Raw genomic sequence first — 15754 nt, forward strand, 5'->3', positions numbered from 1 at the left:
TCTCATCGATCTTGTACCCCGGCTTCGCCGTGGCCTTCACCACGACGGTCACCGTCTGACCCTCGGTCTTGATCACGGGCTGGCCGTACTCGATACCCTCCGTCTCCGGAACGGTCACGGTCGGATCGCTCGGAACGTCAGCGCCCGGGGCGCAGACACCGGGGGTCACCGTCGGGGCGACCGGAACCACGGTCTTCGTGCACGGAGCGGCCTCACCGACCCAGGTGAACACGACCTCACCGTTGACAACGCTCCAGCCCGCGGGGAGGTTGTTCTCGTCGATGCGGTAGCCGGGCTTGGCGACTGCCTTGACCACGACGGTCACCTTCTGGCCCTCGGTCTTGATCTCGGCCTCGGAGTACTCGATGCCCTCGGTCTCCGGGATGGTCACGGTCGGATCGCTCGGAACGTCGGCACCGGGGGCGCAGACACCCGGGGTGACCGTCGGGGCGACGGGCACCGCGACGACGACCGGGATGTTGCCGTGGCCCGTACCCGCACCGGCCTCGGCCTTCTCAGCGGTGGCGACCAGGTCCTTGCCAGCGGCGACGGCCTTGTTGTTGAAGGTGTCGCCGACCTTGATCGGCGTGTCGGACTGCACCAGCAGGTCCATCGCGTACCAGAGGTTCGGGTCGAAGCCGTTGGGGGCGTTGAGGGTGCCCGAGACGACGTCCTTGTCCTCGTCGACGTTCCACGTCACCGACGGGGTGGTGGAGCCGTCGAGATCCTCACGGCAACCGTCGTTCCACTGGAGGCTCCAGCACTCGTCGGTGGTCTTGAGGGTGTAGAACTGCGGGTAGCCGTCGTTGACCTGGAAGGTCAGGCCCGGCATCGCGAAGGTGTCGGTGATGGTGGTCGAGGTGGCGCCGACGAGATCGGAACCCCGCACCGCGACACGCCAGAAGACGCCGTTCTCGACGGCGTCGGTGACCCACCCTTCCTTGAGGGTGTCACCGGGGGCGGGGCGGTAGCCGACGTCCTGGCCGTTCAGCCAGGGAACGTCGATGGTGACGCCGTTGGCGAGCCCGAAGGTCACCTCGTTCTCGTCGAAGGTGTCCACGACCTGCGCGGCGAGCCAGAGGTCGCCGCCGACGTCGTTCTTGCCCACCACGTTCTCGTTGAGGGTGCACACGAGCTCATCCGCGGTCACCTCGCAGGTGCCGTAGGAGAGGCCGTCACCGTCCTGGCCCTCGAGCGAGAAGGAGCCGTCGAATCCGGCGAGCACCTTGGGCAGGCCGAGTTTGAACTGGTCCCCGGCCTTCCCACTGCCGTCCGGGATGGCCCATTTCGCCTCAATCTTCACACCGTCCCATAGATGGACGGGTTGGTTGGGGTCATTGCTCCAAGGAACGATCCGGACGCTGCCCGGAACAATTCCTTCAACGACGTCGGCCTTGGCAGTGGCGGGATGCATACCCGCCAGCACCAAGACTGACGCCAGCAAAGCGAAGAGCTTGCTCAATGGTGCGCGAGCACCGGCACTGTCAGCCATAGGAGACTCCCTGTTGTCACACGTGTTCTACTGAGGAACGCTAACCCCCCGATAGGCAACACACCCAGAAATTCGGTGTAGTCCTTATGGCCAAACGTCAGTGGAGCAACGACGGAGGCGGGCATGCCGAGCCAACGGACCCGCCGTGGCGGGCCCGCGCCCTCGTCACCAACTGGACTTGACGATCCCCGGCAGCTCCCCGCGATGTGCCAGTTCGCGGAACCGGACGCGGGAGACACCCGCAACCCTGAGGTAGCCACGCGGGCGCCCATCGACGGCGTCGCGGTTGCGCAACCGCACCGGCGACCCATCCCGTTTCAGCGAGGACAACTTGCGCACCGCGGCAAAACGCTCGTCGGCATCGGTGTCCGGGTCGGCAATGATCGCCTTGAGCGCGGCACGTTTCTCGGCCTGCTGGGCGACGATGCGCCTGCGGCGTTCGTTCTGGACGATCTTGGAGCGCTTGGCCATCAACGCGCCTCCTTGAACTCGACGTGCCGACGGATCACGGGATCGTACTTGCGCAGGGTGATCCTGTCGGGGTCGTTGCGGCGATTCTTCCGGGTGACGTAGGTGTACCCGGTTCCTGCGGTGGAACGCAACTTGATGAGGGGACGCAGATCATTCTTCTTGGCCATGTCAGAGCTTCTTTCCCTGGGCGAGGAGGTCCGCGACGACCGCGTCGATGCCCCGGGCGTCGATCACCTTGATCCCACGTGCGGAGACGGTGAGCTTCACGGTCCGCCCGAGGGAGGGCACCCAGTACCGCTTGGTCTGGACGTTGACGTTGAAGCGGCGCTGGGTCTTCTTCTTGGACCACGGGACGTTGTGCCCGAATCCGGGCACGGCCCCGGTGACCTGGCAGTGGCGAGACATGGAACTCCTCGGGTTGTGTGAAGGACGGCTGATAATGATAATGGTTCGCAGTCCAAGTTCCAATCCAACGAGTGAGGCACCCGATGAAGCCCGGCATCCACCCCGAGTACCGTCCCGTCGTCTTCCGGGACATCTCCACCCAGGCCACCTACCTCATCCGGTCCACGATGACCAGCAAGCAGACCATCGAGTGGAGCGACGGGAACACCTACCCGCTCGTCGACGTCGAGATCACTGCGGACAGCCACCCGTTCTACACGGGCAAGGCCCGCAGGCTCAGCATCACGGGGCGCGTCGAGAAGTTCCAGCAGCGCTACGGGAAGACGAAGTGATCCCACACATCGTGCTCGTGGCCGCCTTCGACGAGGTGGCACGCGCGACCGCCACGAACGCCCTGCTGCTCGACCTGCCCGACGCCGTCGTCGTCCAGCACGACCTCGCCCCCGGTGGCGAGTTGACCCGCCGCATCTGGAACGCCGCCGGCGTCCTGGAGTGCGACTCGGTGACCCTCGGCCACGGTTGCGTCTCCTGTGCCACCCGTGAGGACCTCGTCCCGACGCTGATCCGCCTCCAGGAGCGGCCATGGCGCCACATCGTCGTCTCCCTGCCCCTCACCGCCGCCCCTGAGGCGGTCACGTGGCAGGTGGTCGACGCCACCCTCGAGGACCTCGGACTCACCCTCTCGGAGCTCGACCAGCGGGCCGCCGGCGAGGCCGTGTGCGCCCAGATGGACTTCGCCGACGTCGTCGCCACCCTCGGGACACCCGACGAGACCACCCGGGCCGCGCTCGACCATCTGCTCGGCGACCGTCCCCGCATGGTCATCCACGAGATCGACGCGATGGAGCTCATGGCCCGCACCCACGACTTCGCCGCGGCGCAGGCCCGGGTGGACCCGACGGGACCCCACCAGCACGCGGCCCACGACTGCCACGGGGTGTGGACGCTGGTGCTGGCCAGCGATCGACCGCTCCACCCCGGCCGCCTCTACGAGCAGGTGGAACTCATCGGGGCCGGCCGGCTCCGCAGCCGGGGTCGCACCTGGGTGCCGTCACGTCCCGAGATGGTCGTGGCGTGGGACGGGGCCGGGGGGCAGCTGTGCATCGGGGACGCCGGCCTGTGGGGCGACGCTCCTCGACACACCCGACTCGTCATCACGGGGATCGACGCCGCCGATCGTGGCCGGGTCGAGCGGGCGTTCCGGGACATCCTGCTCACCGACTGGGAGATGGGCAACGTCACCGACTGGGAGGGCAACGACGGCCTGGACCTGTGGCTGGGCACGGCCGACGGGGACGAGTACCCCTGACCCCCGCCCACGAGGACGAACGAAAGGGAGGGTGCCCGGCATGCCGGGCACCCTCCCTGGATTTCTTTCGTGGGAGTGTCAGGCCCCTCCACCAGCGGTGAAGATGTTGTTGGCAATCGACTCCAGCTGCTGACGCAGTTCCTCAAGTTCCGTGGCTGCCTTGTCAAGGGCTGCCTTGGTCTCGGGCCACGTGCTGCCCCGGAAGGTCTCAGCCAGCGGGCCGTCCCAGTTGTTGGGATCCGAGAGGATCTGGCCCTGCGAGTCCAGGGAGTTGATCTGGTCGGTGAGGCCGCCTGTGATGATGGACTGGATCTGACGAATGGCCGTCTTGGCCGCTTCAGTTGAGAGAACGCGAGACATACGACTCCAATCGGGTCTCTGTGGATGCCCCCCTCCACACGACGCGGAGCGGGATGTGGACAGCCCCTACGTTAGCAACCGGGGAGGTCATCCTCCGCAGCAACGTGGAGAAACCCCCATCGGGGCTGGTCAGCGCTCAACTCCGGGCCGTGATGACGAACTCGTTGCTCGAGACGAACGAGAAGTTGCCGACCTGGGCGTTCACCCGGCAGGAGGGGGCGATCGAGACCGTGGAGACGGTGAGCCCGTCCGGCGAGACCCGCAGCGCACCACCGCACCCGTCGGCGAACCGCACCCCGTCCTCGCCGGCGATCGAGGTGAGCATCCGCGTCGGCCTCCCCACCGCCGGGGAGTGGAGCAGCGGGTTCAGCTCATCCGGCCCCGAGGGCCACACCGGCAGCAGGGTGAGTTCCAACGGCACCTGGCTCACGACCCGCGGCGGAGCCACCAGCTGGATCCCCGTCATCCGCTGGACGGGGTAGGCGGTGGACTGGAGTTCACCATCCGTGATGACCGCCCGGGTCCGCTCGGCCAGGGCGGAGAGCCACTGATTGAGGTCCTGGGTTGACGGCGCGTCCCCCGTCACGGGGATCGTGGCGCGTACCGTCTCCGCGCTCTGCACCCCCAGGGTCCCGGGCGACAGGGTCCACCCGCACTTGGCCGTGATGCCGGTCTCCGTCGGGCTGTGGGCCCTGCCCGCGCCATCCGCCCACGTGACCTTGGCGCAGGAGGAGTCGTCGCCCAGCGCCGGGACCACCTCGAGGAAGGGCCCCGTCAGCGGGGCGTTCTGGGCCGCGTAGCGGATCTCCAGGGTGATCTGCTCCCGGGAGGCGTCGTAGGTGGCGGAACGCGACACCGTCAACCCGGTGGGGAGGGGCTGGTCCGCCTGGGTGGCACTGGGTGCGGCACTGACCTCGGTCTTCTTCTTGCCCGCCTGGGAGCTGACCACGCGCGGGATGATGAGCGCGGCCGCCCCTCCGACGACGAGGACGATCGCCGCAATGAGGGCGATCAGTTTTCGCCTGCTGAGCCGCGGGGGCGGCTCCGACGGGGTGACGACCGGTTTGGCGGAGGGCAGCTCCTGGAGGGGCTTCAGCACGGTGTCGCTGGCGGAGTGCCCGAGGCTCGGCGCGGACGACGGCGATGACGGGGCGGCGTCACCCACCCGTGGTCTGGGGGTCACGCCCTTGAGGATGGTCCCCTGGTGCAGTTCGCTGTCCGGCAGGGGTTCGAGGGCCGGGACGTCCTTGCAGTCCGGCAGGATCTCCGCCAGCTTCTCGGCCAGCTCCGCCGCGGACGGGCGCTCCTCGGGGTCCTTGGCGAGCATGAGGTCCAACACCTCGGTCAGGGGCTCGGGCACGTCCAACGGCAACGGCCGCTCCCGCAGGTGACGAAGGCCGATGGTCATCGCCGTCCCGGCGTTGCCGAACGGGGTTCGTCCCGCGAGGAGTTCGTAGAGGGTGATACCCGCGCTGTAGACGTCGCTGGCCTCCCCCGCCTGCCCCGTCTCGATGAGTTCCGGCGCCATGTAGGCCGGGGTGCCGATCCCCGAGGTCGACGCGTCGCCGTCACCGACGATCCGCGCGATCCCGAAGTCGGTGAGCTGGACGTCCGTCGGCTCCAGGTCGCCCCAGGCCTCGGACAGCAGGATGTTGTCCGGTTTGACGTCACGGTGGATGATCCGCTTCCCGTGGGCGTAGGCCAGTGCCTCCATGACGCGTCTCATGATGCCGACCGCCGCCGCGGGCGGGACGGTGCCGAGCTCGTCCAGCACCTGTCTCGCGGAGGAGGGCAGGTAGTCCATGACGATGGCCAGCCGCCCATCGTCGACGATCAGGTCGCGGACGTGCACGACGGACGGGTGGTCCAGCCCCGTCAGCAGGGAGCGTTCGGCGACGAAACGGGCCACGACCTCGTGGTCCCGGGCATGGTGCGGGTGCAGGACCTTCGCCGCCACCACCTCGTCGCTGCGGATGTCCCGGCCACGCCAGACCTCACCGGATGCCCCCGCACCCACCGATGCGAGCAGCCGATGATTGGCTCCCAGCGGAGTTTCCGGGTCCAAGGGTGATCCTTCCTGAGGTGGGATCCTGACGGCCGCACCGTGGACACGGTCGCCGGAGGCGTCGGCAGTGAGGAGAGTGAGGAGGCCGGAATCAGTTCGTCTCGGCCGGACAAGGCCATGGCCGGGCCCGGCTTCTCGTTGCCCTCCCCGCGGGTTACTGTAGCAACGTTGGCAATCACTCGAAGGAGGCCAGGAGTGCATGCTTCTTCCCGTCCACGAACCCGACGTTGGCTGGCCCGGGGGGTCCTCGTCGCGTTGACCGTCGGCGCCCTCGCCCTCGGTGGAGTGGGGGACGAGCCAACCGTTCCGATCCCGCTGTCCGAGGTCCCCCTCGATGCGACGAACGTCCTCCAGACCGTGAGCCTCCAGGTGGGGCACGACGGCACCATCCGCACCGTCATCTCCGACGCCGTCGCGGAGAACGCCGAGAAGATGAAGTCCTCGGAGGTCTGGAACGAGTACAGCCCCGCCGAGGTCGTCGACGCCCTCCCGGTGAGGCTGACCACCAGCTACCGCACCGACACCTCCCAGGGAACCAACCTCGCCGACCTCGCCGGGTACACGGGCCGGGTCGTCATCGAGCTGAAGGTCCAGAACCTCACCATGAAGCCCACCACCGTCGACTACGACGCCGGGGGCCGCAGCGTTCAGGAACCGGCGCTGGTCGGTGTGCCGATGACCGTCTTCGCCGCCACCACCCTGCGGGGCACCGTCCCGTCGGCCGTCGTCCTCGACGGTGAGGAGGAGCAGGGGCACACCAACGGGGTGCTGGCCCAGCTGCCGGACGGCGCCACCTCGGTGCAGTGGGCCAAGCTCCTCACCCCGCCCGCGACGGCGGACTCCGCCACGCTGCGGCTCGTGGTCGACGCGAAGAACATGCAGGTCCCGGACTTCGACCTCAGTGTGCACCCCGGCGTGGTCAGCGATCCCCGCGCCTCCTTCATGAACAGCGCCACGGAGTCGGAGACAGAGCTCCTGAAGCGCACCGTCACCCTGGCCGGCGACGTGCAGCTGGTCCTCGACGACGTCGGCGAGTCCATCACCGAGCTCCGCAAGGTCCTCGCCACCTCCACGGAGACCTTCGGTGCCGAAGCCGTGGCCGGCCTCAAGCAGTCGAACCAGCAGGTCGAGACGTCCACCCAGTCGCTCGTGTCGCAGCTGCAGGGCCTCCAGAGCAGCCTCGACCAGCAGCTGGGCGCGACCCAGTCCGCCATGCTGAGCACCCTGCAGCAGGGGGTCGCCTCCATGCAGGGGCTGCTCGGGGACCCGGCCCGGATCCAGGCCGAGACCCCCCAGCCGCTGCCCGGTGGCGGCTGTTCCGCCGAGGTTCCCCGGCTGTCCGGGGACGGCAGCGTCTCCGGGCTGATCGCCCAGGTCTCCATCCAGCTCGACCAGTTCGCCAACGCCTCCGAGAGCTGCCGCGTCGTCGTGCGTGACTCCATCCTCGCCTCGCTGGGCCCCGAGGACCCGAGCCAGGAGGGAGCCTGCCCGGCGCCCCCCGCCGCGACCGACGACGGTGAACTCAGGGGCAGGGTCGACGACGGCACCGTGGTTGCCCCCGGGGAGGCGACGGACAAGCAGCAGCAGGTTCCGGTGACCTGCGCCCTGTGGGATGCCCGGAACAGCGCCAAGGAGAGCATCTCCCAGCAGTTCGGCGAGGACCGCGACGCCCTGCTGCTGACCCTGAAGCCCGAGAGCTTCGACGAGACCCTGGCCAAGCACGAGGAACTCGGCCGGACCCTCACGGTGGTCAAGGAACGCTTCGAGGCGCTGGATGACGGGATCACCCAGCCGGACCTCGAGGCCATCCGCTCCTCATTGAAGGACTTCTCCACCTCGCTCACCTCCCTGGAGGGCTGGATGAAGAAACAGCACGAGTTCGCGAACTCCCAGAAGGCGAGCACCAGCAAGGCCGTCGAACAGAACCGCGAGGCGGCCGAGGAGTTGTGCCAGCTGATCCAGAAGGCCGAGGAGCCGGATCCCGGCCTGGCCCGGGTCTACGGGTCACTGACGGACAAGCCGTGCGTCCTGGCCGATGGGACGGAACTCACGATCCCCTCCGACGTCCCCGAGTCGTCCCTCCAGGAACGCTGGGGGAACCAGCAGGACGCCTGGGACACCGTCTCCTCCGAGACGGACCCTGAGAAGGAGTCCTCCGGCCCGGCCCTGGTGGCCGCGCTGCGCACCGCCGAGCAGAAGGTCTCCACGGAACTGACGAACCTCGAGCAGCTGGACGGTGACAACGACGAATCCGCCGAGGCAGCGCGGAAGTCACTCTCGGAGGCCATCCAGGGCCTGGAGACGACGAACACCGAGCTGGGTGAGAACCTCCAGCAGCTCGTCACATCCCAGAAGCAGGCCCGCGAGGACCTGAAGAAGACGTTCGACCAGGTGATCGGCAACGTCGATGCGGAGGTGTCGGAGGCCTTCGACCCGGCGATCCGGCAGATCAGGGTCGACGGTGAACGGGCGGCCGCGTCGTGGGACAGGTCGGCGACGACCTCCGCGGACCAGCTCCGCGACGTGTCCCGGGACCTGTCCGCGGGCGGCCAGAAGACCATCGAGGAGCGCGCCCAGGCGTTGCGTGACACCAGCGACGCCGCGTCGGAGTTCATCTCCGGCCAGCTCAGCGCCGGCGGGCAGGTCCTGGCCGAGAACCTGGGCAACTCCGCCCAGGACATCGACGGGACGAGGGCCCAGTTGGTGCTCGACCTCCAGAACGCCCTGGCCGACCTCGGTGATCCCACCGTCGACGGCGGCGGGTTGCTCGGCACGATGGCGACGTCGACGGCCACGGCCGCCACGACGGACGAGCAGGTGGCGCTCGCCACATCGGCGACGACCTCCTTCTCGAACGTCCGCAGCGAGGACGTGGGCGGTCTCGAGAAACGCCGTGCGGTGTTCCTGCAATCCCTGGAGGCCTCCCACGACCTGGACCTGTTCCAGCTGCGGAGCACCCCCGAGGCACGGACCACCACCGTCTACACCATTCACATCGGTTCAGGCCAGAGCTAGGAAGGCTCCGTGGACGCGTTGCTCAACGACGAAGGCACCAGGCGGGGAATCACGCTCATGCGTCTGTGCGCCGCCCTGCTCGCCACCCTGATCTGCGTGGCCTGCACCGGAGGAAAACCGGAGCAGGTGCCCACCTTCACCCCGGTGGCGGCCTCGCCACAGGCGGTCGCCCTCAAGGCCGACGGCCTCCCCGGGCCGCTCAGGATCGGCGTGATCGTCACCTTGGGCGCGACCCCGGGTGAGGGCGCCGACTGGGCGCTGGCGGGCGAGGGTGCCCAGGTCGCCGCCGAGCGGTTCCGGCTGGGCGGGCACGACGTCGCCGTCGTCGTGGCCGACGATCGCGGCACGGCGGCGGGCAGCGTCGACGCGGTGCGGGAACTCGTGTCCCAGGGGGTCGCCGGCATCATCCTGGCCACGGCGGGCACGCACGTGGTGGACGCGGTGACGGAGGCGCGGAACCAGGGTGTCGCCGTCCTCCTCCCCTACCTCACCGAGGACAGGTACCTCAACGACGGTGCCTGGTCGACCGGGCTGCTGCGCTCCACGCATGACACCGCCTTCCTCGAGACCCTGAAGGCGCAGGGTGGCAGCCACGTCATCCAGGTGACCGCGCCGGGTGCCGTCAAACCCCTGGGTTTCGAGGCCCAGGCGGAGATCCAGTTCGATCCGGGCGCCCACGACGAGGCCGAGTTCCTCAAGGGGCTGACGGAAGCGGCGGCCGAGGGGGCGGACACCGTCGTGATCCTCGGCGACGGGGCCAGCTCCGCCACCGCCACCGCCATCGTGCGCAGCGCGGGTCTCGGGCTTCCGATCGTGCTCACGAACTCCGCCACCAGCCCGGCCTTCTCCGCGACTCTCCTGGCGGCCACGGGCAGTCTGAGCGGCACCTACTGGAGCGTCGGGCTCGCCACGGATGACCCGGCCGCATCCCGGCAGGATGCCACCGGCCGCTCCGTCACGGCGTTCCTCAGCGCCGTCCAGGCCACGGCCCGCAACCCCGAGATCACGCGCTACTTCGAGTCGGCCCCCTTCGCCGATGTGGCCCATGCCGCCGATGCCGCCAGCCACGACGCCGCCGTCGTCCTCGTGACCGCTGCGGCCCGGGCCAGGAGCACGGATGCCAAGCGGGTCCTGGCCACACTGCCCGGGATGGTGCTGACCCACGAGCACGGACTGGTGGGTCCGACGCTGGACCTCTCCCGATCGACGGCGCTCACCGACGGCGGCCCGGTCCCGCTCGTGGGTACCACGGACCGCGCGGTGGAGCGGCCCGGCGAGGTGCCGGTGCTGCGCTGGTTCGAGTCGACGAGGACCTCCTGAGCGATGCGGGTGGCGATTGAGTGGGACGGTGTCGTCCACGAGCAGGAACTGCTCACCGTCACGGGCACCACGACATTGGGCGCCCTCGTCGAACGCGTGACCGGGGCCGGTGTGCCCGACGAGGAGATCATCCACGTCGACGACAAGGGGTTCCCGGCGAGCACCCCGCTGGATGAGGTGCAGCTGCTGGAGGCCGCGACGATCTCCCGCCAGCCGCATCCGGTGCCCGAACCGCCCAGGGGCTGGCACCTGCGGCTGGGCGGCACCCTCACCGCCGGGGAGGTGACGCCCCTGGCGACAGGGCGAGCCACGGTCATCGGCCGCTCCCCCAAGGCCGACGTCCCGCTGGAGTCCGGCAGCGTCTCGTGGGGGCACGCCTCGCTCGAGGTCAGCGATGACGTGGTGAAGGTCACGGACACCGAGTCCACCAACGGCACCCTCGTCGACGGCGTCCTCGTGGAGGGAGACGATCCGTTGGAGGCCGGCGACGGCGCGGTCATCGTGGCCGGGGGCAATGCCCTGACCGTCAGTTCCGGCTTCGAGGAGACCCTCGCCCCGAGGCCGGGCGCCCTGCCGAACGTGACCCCCGTCGGCACCGCCCCCTTCAACCGGCCGCCCCGTCCCGGCAACTACCCGGAGCCGGAGGAACTGGATGTCCCGAAGCGCAAGGAGGTCAACATCCAGAGCCGGTTCCCGATCATCATGGTGCTCTCCCCCATTCTCATGGCCGTGGTGATGGTGAGCGTGATGGGGAGTTGGCGCTATGCCCTCATCGGCGGCCTGTCGCCGCTCATGGCCCTCGGCTCGTTCTTCGATCAGCGTGCCCGCGGCAAGCGGGAACGTCGTGAGGCGGACACCAAGTTCGAGGAGGAGCTCGACACGCTGCGCTCGGAGATCCGTGAGGCAGCGTTGGAGGAACGGGTCCGGATGCAGGATCAGGTACCGGACGTCGCCACGGTGCGGCTGCGGGCGACGTTGCCGACGACGCGGCTGTGGGAGCGCCGTCACGGCACGTCCGGTTTCCTGTCGCTGCACGTCGGGCTGGGGAACGTCCCGTGGACTCCCCCGCTGGCGAACCGTTCATCCTCGAACCGCGACGACGAGGTGAAGCAGCTCATCGCGGACGCCGTCATCCCGGCCGCCCCGGTCGTCGCCGACCTCTCCAACGCGGGCGTGGTCGGGATCGTCGGGAAACGCGGCACCGCGCTGGCCTTCGCCCGCTCCCTGCTCACCCAGGCGGTGGTGCACTGTGGCCCGGCGGACCTGACGGTCGGCGTGTTCGTCGACCCCGGCCGGGAGCAGGAGTGGGAGTGGGCCAAGTGGCTGCCGCACACCCGGATGCTCCAGTCCTCGAACGGGGATCGCTGGCTCAGCCACGAGCGCGCCCGCAGCGACGCACTGCTGCGCACGCTCCGGGACTCGGCCCAAGGGTTCACCACCCCCGCGATGCTGCTCCTGCTGGACTCGGACGTGCTGACGGAGGGCCGCGAGTCGACAGCCCGTCAGTTGCTCGGTCAGGGCCGGGACCAGCGTCCCAGCAGCAGCGAACGGGCGCTGCTGGAGATCTCCGGGATCGTCATCGCCCCCACCGTGGAGCAGCTGCCCGCGATGTGCACGTCGATCATCACCGTCGGCGACGACGCCGAGTGCTCCATCACCTACCCGGAGCGTCGAGTGGAGATCGAGGAGGTCATCGGCAGTGGAATGAGCCTTGACGGGGCCCGCGAGGTGGCGATGAGTCTCGCCCGTTTCGAGGATCCGGAACTGTTCACCCCCGGCGCGGCCATCCCGCGCATGACGCGTCTCAACCCCCTGCTCGGGGTGCATCGCCTGACCGCGGAGGACATCCTGGGGTTCTGGAGCCGGTCGCGGGACTTCTCCACCCCGGTCGGGGTCGGCGAGAAGGGCGCCTTCGAGCTCGATCTCGTCCGCGACGGGCCGCATGGGCTCGTCGGTGGGACGACCGGCTCCGGCAAGTCGGAGTTCCTGCGGTCGCTGGTCAGCGGCCTCGCGGCACGCCACGACCCGACCCGGCTCACCTTCATCCTCATCGACTTCAAGGGCGGCGCCGCGTTCAAGGCCCTGGAGCAGCTGCCCCACACCATCGGCACGATCAGCAACCTCGACGCGCAGCTGGCCGAGCGGGCCCTGCTCGCCCTGGAGGCGGAGATGCGCTACCGCATGGAGAAGTTCGCGGCCGCCGGCGAGGGCGTGGACAACCTGGACGCCTACTGGGCCACGAACCCGAGCGAGCCGATGCCGAGACTGCTGCTGGTCGTCGACGAGTTCGCGATGCTGGCGAAGGACTACCCGGATGTGCTGAGTGCGCTGGTGAGCGTGGCGGCCGTGGGTCGTACGCTCGGGGTCCACATGATCCTCGCCACCCAGCGTCCCACCGGTGTGGTCAACAACGACATCCTCGCGAACACGAACCTCCGGGTGGCGCTGAGGGTGCAGAGCCGGGAGGACTCCTCGAACGTCATCGGCGTCCCGCATGCCTCCGCGATCGGCCGGGAGCAGCGTGGCCGCGCCTACGTCAAGCTCGGCGAGGAGGACATCACCCCGGTGCAGACCGCCCTCGTGACGGGGCGCATCGAGGAGGAGGAAGCCGTCGACCTGGAGCTGTCGGAGGTGGTCTTCGGCCCGCCACCGCCACCGGCCCGCCGGCCCTCGAAGTCAACGTCGGACGAGACCGACATGGACGAGCTGATCGACGCCGTCGTGGCGGCGAACGCCCAGCGGGGCTTCGCCAAACCCCGGAAGGTGTGGCCGGAGGCGCTGGGCGAGCGGGTCCAGTTGCTCGGCTTCGGCGAGCCGGAGCACGACGAGATGCCGGTCGTCGGTGGCGTCGAGGGGCAGCACGTGTGGTTCGCCGTCTCCGATGATCCCCGGAATCAGCGGCAGATCCCCGCCGGTTGGGACTTCGAGCGGGGCAACCTCATCTGCGTCGGTATTCCCGGCTCGGGCACCACGACGACGCTCGCCAGCATCGCGCTCACCATGTGTGCCCACTTCACCCCGAACGAACTCGATCTCGTGCTCTTCGACGTCTCCAACCGGGATCTGGAGCCGCTGAGGGGTCTGCCCCACACCATCGCCTACGTCGGCCCCGGGTCCGGCGCCCGCGAGGAACAGACCCGGCTGCTCAAGTACATCCGTGAGGAGTTCGACCGGCGCAGTTCGAGCAGCACGCCACACCGCAAGTTGCTGGTTCTCATCGACGGCATGGCGACGCTGCGGGAGGAGTACCAGGACTACACCGGGCAGCCCCTCCTGGAGGGGCTCTACCGGGCCTATGCCGACGGTGTCGACGTCGGCATCCACATCGTCGTCGCCACCACCCGGGCGAAGACGATCCCGCCGGCGATGGACGAGGTCACCACCCAGAAGTGGCTGTTCAAGCTGGCAGACCAGTACGACTACGCGAACTCCGGTCTCCGTCGCGAGGACGCCCCGCTGGGGGGACCGGGCCGGGCGGTGCTGACCGAGACGAAGCTGCAGACCCACGTCGCGACGCCGGCGACTCCGTTGCCGGAGGCCGTCGCGCAGGTGGCGGCGCGGTACCCGGACCCACAGGCGAAGCAGTCGGTGGTGGGCAAGCTGCCCGAGTCCGTCACCCCGAAGGAGCTGAAGACGACGGCGGTCATCGCGGGCGAGCCCTGGCAGCTGCCCGTCGGCATCCGGGAGTCGGATCTGCAACCGCACTGCCTGGAGCTGTTCGAGGGGGAGCACGCGATCGTCGCGGGTCCGGCCCGTTCCGGGAAGTCGTCGGTACTGCTGGCGATCGCCGAGGGGGCCCGTGCCGCCTCGCCGGAACTGAAGGTGTTCGGGCTGTGCACGCGTCGGTCCCCTCTCACCTCCGCGGGCCTGGACCTGGTGGCGGATTCCCCGGACGCCGTGGCCCCCGTCATCGCGGCGATCCGGTTGGAGCGTGGGCCGGTGCTGCTGCTGGTCGACGACGCGGAGCGCTTCGCTGACACCGACAAGACCCTGGGGTCGCTGGTGGAGGGCTCACCCCCGAACCTGCACATCGTGGCGTCGGGGCGTTCCGACGAGCTCCGTTCCCTGTACAACCACTGGACGAAGACCATGCGGAAGTCCCGGTGCGGCATCCTGCTCCAGCCGAACGTCGACTTCGACGGTGAACTGCTGGGAGCGCAGCTGCCGCGTCGGGCTCCGGTGCGCATCAGCACCGGACGCGGTTACGCCTGCTCCGGCGGCACGGTGGAACTCATCCAGGCGATCCAGCCGAGCTCGTGAGCCCCCTCCCCCACCTGCACGAATCGCCGTGCTGCTTTCGCGACCGCCCATCAGGATGAGGGCGAGTTGCGTCAGCCCAAAGTCCGACATAGCAGCATAACACCTAGTCATGTCAGATATGACAGTTTGAGAGCCGCACGGGGTGACACCGCCCGGTGTTAGCATGGGGGCGCCGAATCCCTTGGACCGACGACAATGGAGTGTGCAGCGTGAGCGATGTGATGCAGGGAATAACCGAAGATGTGAAATTCAATCACGAGCATGCGGATGCCTTGATCAACGCATGCAATGATGCGGCGGATACCATCGAGGGACAGACCAGCTCACGATCCTCCTGGCTCAACGATGCACTCACCGATTTCAAGGGATATTACGCCGATATTTTCAAGAGGAACGGCGAAATTCAGGTCTCCGACGCCTCCCTCGTGGTCACGCGGCTGCGCGAGGTCGTGAAGGCCGTACAGGACCTGAAGGCCGCGGCGAAGGCGGAGCAGGAGCGTCGGGAGACGGCGCGGGCATGGAAGCAGCGTCAGGATGAACGCGGTTTCTGGGATCACGTGGCGGATTGGTTCACCGGAGGCGAGGCGCCGCCGGTGGGGCCTCCGAACCCGGAACCCACGTTCTCGGTGACTGCCGTGTCGCCTCCGGAGCGGCAGGCCATCACCGGGTCCGGCTACACCGGAACCTCCTCGGCACGCCCGGCCAACCTGCGCAGCTTCGCCACGAACTCCTCGGGCGGGAACAACGAGTTGCGCCCGAAAGCGACGACCGCTTCCACGGCGTACTCAAACTTCGAGGGCAGTTGCCACTGGGGCTCCCTGTCGGCGTCAGGGGTCTTCACGGGTTTCGACAAGTACATCACCGCGAACGACAATGATGTGAAGTGGGCGAATACGGTGGCTGATGCTTTTGAGGCTGCTGGTGGTGATGGTGTGGTGACGGTGGCGAATGCCACGGTGACTGCTGCGCTGGAAACAGCGGGAGTGAATGCCGAGCGGAAGGATTTGGAGATTGATCCGCCACAGATGTTTGGTGCTCCTCCGACGACGGGGTATGC

General features: G+C 68.6%; 12 protein-coding genes. 6 read left to right on the forward strand and 6 right to left on the reverse strand.

What is annotated here, in order from left to right:
• The 4 genes from EII35_RS14425 to rpmB all read right to left on the reverse strand — a co-directional run.
• On the reverse strand, positions 1–1303 hold a 1303-nt coding region (locus tag EII35_RS14425; protein WP_148098952.1), incomplete at its 3' end, for an Ig-like domain-containing protein.
• A 354-nt stretch (positions 1304–1657) separates the two neighbouring features.
• Entirely contained in the window at positions 1658–1963 is a 306-nt protein-coding gene (gene rpsN / locus EII35_RS14430) for a 30S ribosomal protein S14 (protein WP_125229166.1), read from the reverse strand.
• Positions 1963–2130, reverse strand: a complete 168-nt coding sequence (gene rpmG / locus EII35_RS14435) for a 50S ribosomal protein L33 (protein WP_125229167.1) — start codon at positions 2128–2130, stop codon at positions 1963–1965. Before rpmG ends, rpsN begins: the two co-directional genes overlap by 1 nt.
• Position 2131: 1 nt before the next feature.
• Positions 2132–2368 carry a 50S ribosomal protein L28 gene (gene rpmB, locus EII35_RS14440; protein WP_125229168.1) on the reverse strand — a complete coding sequence of 79 codons (237 nt, stop codon included), beginning with the start codon at positions 2366–2368 and terminating at the stop codon, positions 2132–2134.
• Positions 2369–2451: 83 nt separating this feature from the next.
• Between rpmB and EII35_RS14445 the strand changes: the two genes are divergently transcribed.
• Together EII35_RS14445 and EII35_RS14450 are read left to right on the forward strand one after the other, a co-directional pair.
• A complete protein-coding gene (locus EII35_RS14445) occupies positions 2452–2700 on the forward strand; it encodes a type B 50S ribosomal protein L31 (protein ID WP_125229175.1) in 249 nt (82 codons plus the stop codon).
• A complete protein-coding gene (locus tag EII35_RS14450; RefSeq protein WP_125229169.1) occupies positions 2697–3677 on the forward strand; it encodes a CobW family GTP-binding protein in 981 nt (326 codons plus the stop codon). Before EII35_RS14445 ends, EII35_RS14450 begins: the two co-directional genes overlap by 4 nt.
• A 78-nt stretch (positions 3678–3755) precedes the next feature.
• Here the strand turns inward: EII35_RS14450 and EII35_RS14455 are convergent, their stop codons facing one another.
• Entirely contained in the window at positions 3756–4037 is a 282-nt protein-coding gene (locus EII35_RS14455; RefSeq protein WP_125229170.1) for a WXG100 family type VII secretion target, read from the reverse strand.
• 136 nt (positions 4038–4173) lie between these two features.
• Positions 4174–6102 carry a serine/threonine-protein kinase gene (locus EII35_RS14460; RefSeq protein WP_185744368.1) on the reverse strand — a complete coding sequence of 643 codons (1929 nt, stop codon included), beginning with the start codon at positions 6100–6102 and terminating at the stop codon, positions 4174–4176.
• A gap of 195 nt (positions 6103–6297) precedes the next feature.
• Here EII35_RS14460 and EII35_RS14465 point away from each other — a divergent pair, with 195 nt between their 5' ends.
• From EII35_RS14465 to EII35_RS14480, 4 genes are all read left to right on the forward strand, one after another.
• Positions 6298–9117 (forward strand): hypothetical protein, encoded by a 2820-nt coding sequence (locus tag EII35_RS14465; protein WP_125229172.1) that lies wholly within the window; start codon positions 6298–6300, stop codon positions 9115–9117.
• 9 nt (positions 9118–9126) lie between these two features.
• A complete protein-coding gene (locus EII35_RS14470) occupies positions 9127–10437 on the forward strand; it encodes an ABC transporter substrate-binding protein (protein WP_125229173.1) in 1311 nt (436 codons plus the stop codon).
• A gap of 3 nt (positions 10438–10440) precedes the next feature.
• Positions 10441–14697: an FtsK/SpoIIIE domain-containing protein gene (locus EII35_RS14475; protein WP_125229174.1), complete on the forward strand. Its 4257-nt coding sequence runs from the start codon at positions 10441–10443 to the stop codon at positions 14695–14697.
• Between the two features lie 209 nt (positions 14698–14906).
• The coding region (locus tag EII35_RS14480; protein ID WP_221739775.1) for a hypothetical protein at positions 14907–15754 on the forward strand (848 nt) is incomplete at its 3' end.

It is taken from the genome of Arachnia propionica (assembly GCF_003932785.1).
GTDB lineage: Bacteria > Actinomycetota > Actinomycetes > Propionibacteriales > Propionibacteriaceae > Arachnia > Arachnia propionica_B.